This is a genomic window from Oceanobacillus caeni (assembly GCF_019037185.1).
Lineage (GTDB): Bacteria > Bacillota > Bacilli > Bacillales > Amphibacillaceae > Oceanobacillus > Oceanobacillus caeni.
Genome location: NZ_JAHHXM010000066.1, coordinates 1 through 3,445, shown reverse-complemented (window position 1 = coordinate 3,445; position 3,445 = coordinate 1). Strand labels below are relative to the sequence as shown.

The window sequence follows — 3,445 nt, the reverse complement described above, 5'->3', positions numbered from 1 at the left end:
TCCACAGTAGCTCAGTGGTAGAGCAATCGGCTGTTAACCGATCGGTCGTAGGTTCGAATCCTACCTGTGGAGCCATTTTTGTGCTTCCATAGCTCAGCAGGTAGAGCACTTCCATGGTAAGGAAGGGGTCGTCGGTTCAAATCCGGCTGGAAGCTCTTGATATTAAGGCTTTTGTCCATATTAGGATAAAAGCTTTTTTGTTTCCAGTGATGAAACAGTGACGACTTTTCCTAACCGTTTTAGTATGCCTCGAAAAAGTCCGAAAAACGTTGTGCGGAATCTTGGTGAACTTGCGGTCGAACATGTGAATAAATATTGACGGCTGTTTCCGACTTAACGTGTCCTAGACGTTGTTGAACAATCTTCACATGTTCATTTATTTCGAGCATTAATGTAGCATGTTTATGTCTTAACTCATGAAATGTAATCTGTTTGACGCCAGCACGCTCACAAATACGTTTCATGGCACGTCTAACATTACGTTTCATCATGAAATCACCATTAGAGTTTGTAACAACAATATCACTTTTTGGTGTTTGCTTATCTTTGTATTGCCTTAAGAAATCTAATTGTTGATCAGATATTGGAAGTGAACGTCGAGATGATTCTGTTTTCAGTCGACCCAATTGCTTTTCTTGTTCGTGATATGCTTGTTCTACATGTAAAGTTTTATTCTTGAAGTCAATATTTTTCCACTGTAAACCAAGGACTTCAGAGAATCGTAACCCGAACTGTATTACAAGCCAAAACGCTATAGTGTAGGAGCCAAAAGAAGTAAATAAGTCTATTTAATCATCTATTATTACAGTATTTACATTTAGATGTTTTTCCAAGATCAGGAGCTCTATAAAAATGAAGTTATCAAAATAATATTAAAGATGAAAAATAGCTTTCGAGCTGCTCAACTTGTAGAAAACCCCTATTTCAGAATGAGATATTGAAATAGGGGTTTTAAATATTTACTTATAAACACAATATACAGGCTGATGGTTCAGTGTGCTTCTGTATGTAGTAGCAATGGAAATATAAAAAATGCTATTAAGACTAACTTTCTCGACAGCCATATTTTTCTGAAAGGTTCAATAACTTACCTTGTTAATTTGGTATAATAAAGGTAACAATTAAAGGTTTTGGTTAGGTTGTTTCATACAAGAGATAATACACAAAATGAAGTAAGATTTATCTGTCTTAAAGACTTGGCCAAGATCATTTATTTCGTAAAAATTGATAAAGTATATTGACTTTCTGCCCCGTTTCAAGCCCTTTAAGCGAATTTTTCTTGTAGGCATTGATGTAAGCACTAATAGTTTGTCGACGGCGATTAATAATTTTAGCAATTTCTACTATCTTATAGCCAATTAGGTAAAGGTAAACAGACTGGTAACGTGGTGATCCTTTGCATGCTTCATTGCATCATTAAGATTTTCGATCTGCCCTTTAGTATTTATAAGTCACCAATCCTTTCGGGTATTTTTATAATTCTATACCCGAATTGAAAGCAGTTTAGCTCAACTTATATAAGCTTGGGAATTCCTCTAATTTTAGGTGCCTCAAAAATAGTTGCGAAATGGCTCAAATTTAAATTACGAAAAACACTTTCTTTGGATATAAATTTGATTTTTCTCCTTATCAAGTTCAACCTTGTAAAAAATATCGGTGTAATTTTTCCATGTCCTTCTATTCAGTGGAAGATACCCCCTGTCATTGTATTTTTTGTCTCATTCTTCAGTCCTCTTCAGTCCAGTTTCCGCCAATTGAATCATTAGTTTTCTTAGCTTTACCTCTTCCACTAATACCTCTCTCCCTTTTTTTATAATTTTTTAATAATTGTGTACATAAGAAGCAAGACTTATCATAATTGCTCCTTTTGTTGTTTCTTCAATTAAGTTCATCATAGCGTATCCATGTCTAGGTTTAGTTAGAGCAGACATAATAAAAAACATCGAATCTGTTAATTGTTCTGTTTTCTTCAATTAATCACCTACTATATCTATTTAGGATATATCATAATGAGACATATGTACTAAAAACGATATATCGTAATCTGATATTTATGTCTGCGCCATTTTATAATTGTTTGTCGATGTGTATGACAAGGAATTATGACTATTAGCAAAAATAAACAATCATGATTGTTTCTAGACACAGCCATTGGACATAATTCACAAAGTGGTGTGATCAAAATGGAATCGATGCTATTCTAGAATCCTCAAATTTATTGCATAAAAACTCATCTTAAGTGACAGCAGACTCCAAACAGTTGCATGGACTTTACCAATATCGTTTCAGGGGATTACCAATGCAAGTATTACTCACCGCATAGTCCTAGAACATTAAGAAGATTGCCCACACACCTATCCAAGCTTGGCTAAGTTTGTGGGAGCCTATTTTTAACGGAATATCACCAGGAATATCTTTGCAAGCAAACAAAAAAAGCTTGTAGAGAAAAAATACTGACTTTCTCTACAAGCTGATTAACTTCCGCGCTATTTTTTTTGATTAAATTCCAAGGATCATCAGATATGTATAAAACGATGCAAATCAGACTGGAAGATTTATGCGTTAGATACTGAATGAAAATATATAAATGAATTTAAGATAATAATTAGAAAATAAAATTTTAGATAAATATATTACCAAATTAATTAAAATTGTTAAATAAATGTAATATATTTCCAAAATATGAAATTTTTGTATTGAAAAAATGAAGAAGTCAGATAAGCTAATAATAAATAACTGTGTTAAGAGCCTTTTTGGTGTATGTAACTATTCTCCGTTTTAGTTTCAGTGACGAATCAGTGACGACTTCATCACTTTATATGTTGCTTATGTTCAATAGACTTTCGAAATGTGTTGATTTTTCAAGATTTTAATCACAAATATTGTTTGTGTTTTTATGATATTCCCATCAGTTGGTTAAACGCCTTGTAAGATGTTTTTAGAAAGATCATCTTGAACACATTTTTCAATTAGTTATTGTATTTCTTTTGTTTTTAATGTGAAATGGATGTGGGCCTTATTGATTTTCCTCCAGGAAAAGTTTTTGTCGTTAAAAACATTGTAACAGAAAGGCAGTCAATATGGACTTTATCAAAATCCATTCGTACAAATTACTATTTATAATTAATCTTATAGGAGGAATATATGCTTAACATTCATAACATTGTTTATTCTTATGACAAAAAAAATACGGTTCTAAACAACGTAAGTTTTAATTTAAATAAAGGAGAACTATTAACAATTGCTGGCCCTAATGGAAGTGGAAAAACAACGCTTATTAAGTTAATAGTAGATTTACTTAAAATTCAAGAAGGGTCTATTTCCATTAATAAAACTTCCCATGATAATCCATCGGTTAAAAAAGAAATTATATCCTTAATTATTCATACTTCCATGTGCCTAAGTAAACAAGGTTCAAATTCTATATTTTTTCAAATTATAAATA

Annotated in this window: 2 protein-coding genes, 2 tRNA genes and 2 pseudogenes; 3 read left to right on the top strand and 3 right to left on the bottom strand. The window is 32.1% G+C overall.

Translation table 11 applies throughout. From position 1 onward, the window contains the following. Positions 1–75, top strand: a tRNA-Asn gene (locus KM885_RS17575). 7 nt (positions 76–82) lie between these two features. Next, positions 83–155, top strand: a tRNA-Thr gene (locus KM885_RS17570). An 84-nt stretch (positions 156–239) separates the two neighbouring features. On the opposite strand, the gene KM885_RS17565 is transcribed toward KM885_RS17570, so the two are convergent. The 3 genes and pseudogenes from KM885_RS17565 to KM885_RS18310 form a co-directional block, all read right to left on the bottom strand. Further along, positions 240–755: a site-specific integrase gene (locus KM885_RS17565; protein WP_338113702.1), complete on the bottom strand. Its 516-nt coding sequence runs from the start codon at positions 753–755 to the stop codon at positions 240–242. Positions 756–1,206: 451 nt separating this feature from the next. Beyond that, positions 1,207–1,377, bottom strand: a pseudogene (locus KM885_RS18315) (terminase gpP N-terminus-related DNA-binding protein); the annotation flags it as partial. Between the two features lie 341 nt (positions 1,378–1,718). Continuing rightward, positions 1,719–1,973 (bottom strand): annotated as a pseudogene (locus KM885_RS18310) (helix-turn-helix transcriptional regulator). Between the two features lie 1,171 nt (positions 1,974–3,144). Between KM885_RS18310 and KM885_RS17550 the strand changes: the two are divergent. Then, the coding region (locus KM885_RS17550; protein ID WP_216884336.1) for an ATP-binding cassette domain-containing protein at positions 3,145–3,445 on the top strand (301 nt) is incomplete at its 3' end.